Raw genomic sequence first — 1,904 nt, 5'->3', positions numbered from 1 at the left:
AGTCCCGGGGCAGCGCGAACGCGACGAGTTCGTCGGCCCCGGGCGTCAGGAACCGGAAGGCCTCCTCGATACGGTCCCGCACGTACGCGCGCAGCCGGTGCTGCTCGACCGTGCCCGAGTCCACCGGATGCCGCCGCCCCTCGCTGTACGCGGACACCTCGACGCGGACCAGGCCGTCGCCCGCGCCGCTGTGCCCGAGTTCGACGAGGATGGGCGACCAGTCGGGCGCCTCCGGCTCCACGGCCGGGGTGTGCAGCAGGGCCTCCAGCCGGTCGGCGAAGCGGGCCACCGTCGGTGCGGCGCCCGGCCCGTCGAGTTCGCACAGCACGAACAGGGCCGCCGACCACAGCGAGTCGAAGCCCTCCTCGGGCGGCGGCGGGTCGAACGGGTCGGCCGCGGCGGTGTAGAGCCGTACCGGGTCGCAGTCCACGCCCGCGCGGGCCGCCTTCTCGACCAGGGCGCGCAGCCGGGCCCGGTCGGCGCTCGCGTGGTCCGAGGTGGGGACGAGGCTCTGGAGTCCGGGCCAGTAGCGGGCCATGACCTCGGTGGGCATCATCCGGCCGTTGCGCACGCCCGAGGTGCCGGCCGCGGCGGTGACCATGCCGACGACCTCGCCGGTGTCGGCCAGGGTGACGGCGGCCCCGCTGAAGCCGGGGGCCAGGGGCTGGCCTCCCGGGTGCCAGGCCTCCAGCTGGATCCACTCCCGTTTGATCAACTGCGGTGCGGTGACGCGGTACTCGGCGAGGGTGCCCTCGTCGAAGCCGGCGGGGAAGCCGTAGACGACGAGCTTGCGGGGACTCGTGCCGTGCGCCGCGTCGGCCGGGGCCAGTGCGGCCGGGGTGACGGGCATCTCCCGGTCCAGTTCCAGCACGGCGAGGTCACCGAGGTCGGTGCTGCCGCCGGCCCAGCCGCCGTGGGCGACGACCCGGGCGGGCACGGGCGGGGAGCCGGGCAGCTCCGTGAGCGTCACGGCCAGGTCCTCACCGTGCCGTACGACATGGGCGCAGGTCAGCACCGTGCTGGGGGTGACCAGGAAGCCCGCTCCGGCCACCTGGCCCCGTAACTCGATCCGGGCGTGCCACTCGGCGCTGTTCATGACGCGGCGCCGGCCTCCGGGGCGGCCGGAGACCAGGAGAGCTTCACCACGAGATGGCCCTCGGCGGTGCCCTTGGCGATGATCGCGCCGGTCTCGGCGGACAGCTTCACCCCGAACTCGATCTCCACCCCGTCGGGCCGCAACGAGCCGTCCCGGAACACCCGCAGCGCGGACTCCGCCGCCGCGCGCACCCCGTCCAGGGCACCCTCGAAGGTGCGGGCCGCCTGCACCGTGCCGTCGCCGCGGGAGACCAGGCGGGAGCCGGAGCGCTCCTGCACCGCCTCGACCGCGACCACCGCACCGTCACCGGTCCTGAACTCGACCACTCCGTCCACGGCACCCCCGTCGTCCTGTTGTCGCGTTGAGCACCCCCATTGTGACGGAAGGTACTTGATGGTGCGTGGGGCATCACCGAACCCTCACGGTCCGACGGTCCCCCGGATCACCCCCAGCTCCACCAGGTCCTGCGGCCGGATCCGCAGCTGGTCCGCCGTCGCCTCCACCTCTCGCGGTGGCCGCTTGAGGATGGCCGCCGCGAGCTCCGGCGCGATCACCGAGAAGTAACTGTCGGGAGTGGCCCAGGTGTTGCCGGGCGCGGCCAGGGCCAGCGCGCCGCCGGAGCCGCCCTCGCCGATCACCAGTGTGGTCACCGGGGTGCGGGCGCCCGCCACCGCGCCGAACAGGTCGGCGATCGCCGCACCCGCGCCCTGCCGCTCGGCGTCCGCGTCGTTGGCGGCGCCCCGGGGTGTCCACGAGGGTCAGCACCGGGATGCCGAGCCGGTCGGCGAGCCCGGATCAGCCGGGCCGC

The 1,904-nt window shown here is 74.8% G+C and carries 2 protein-coding genes and 1 pseudogene; all 3 read right to left on the bottom strand.

What is annotated here, in order from left to right:
* On the bottom strand, window positions 1-1,096 hold a 1,096-nt coding region (locus SSQG_RS11930), incomplete at its 3' end, for a S1 family peptidase (RefSeq protein ID WP_039932453.1).
* Window positions 1,093-1,431, bottom strand: a complete 339-nt coding sequence (locus SSQG_RS11925; protein WP_003990012.1) for a CU044_2847 family protein — start codon at window positions 1,429-1,431, stop codon at window positions 1,093-1,095. The genes SSQG_RS11925 and SSQG_RS11930, both read right to left, overlap by 4 nt.
* An 84-nt stretch (window positions 1,432-1,515) precedes the next feature.
* Window positions 1,516-1,904 (bottom strand): annotated as a pseudogene (locus SSQG_RS39045) (carboxyl transferase domain-containing protein); the annotation flags it as partial.

The sequence above is a fragment of the Streptomyces viridochromogenes DSM 40736 genome, assembly GCF_000158955.1.
Lineage (GTDB): Bacteria > Actinomycetota > Actinomycetes > Streptomycetales > Streptomycetaceae > Streptomyces > Streptomyces venetus.
This window is presented reverse-complemented; position numbering and strand designations above follow the sequence as displayed.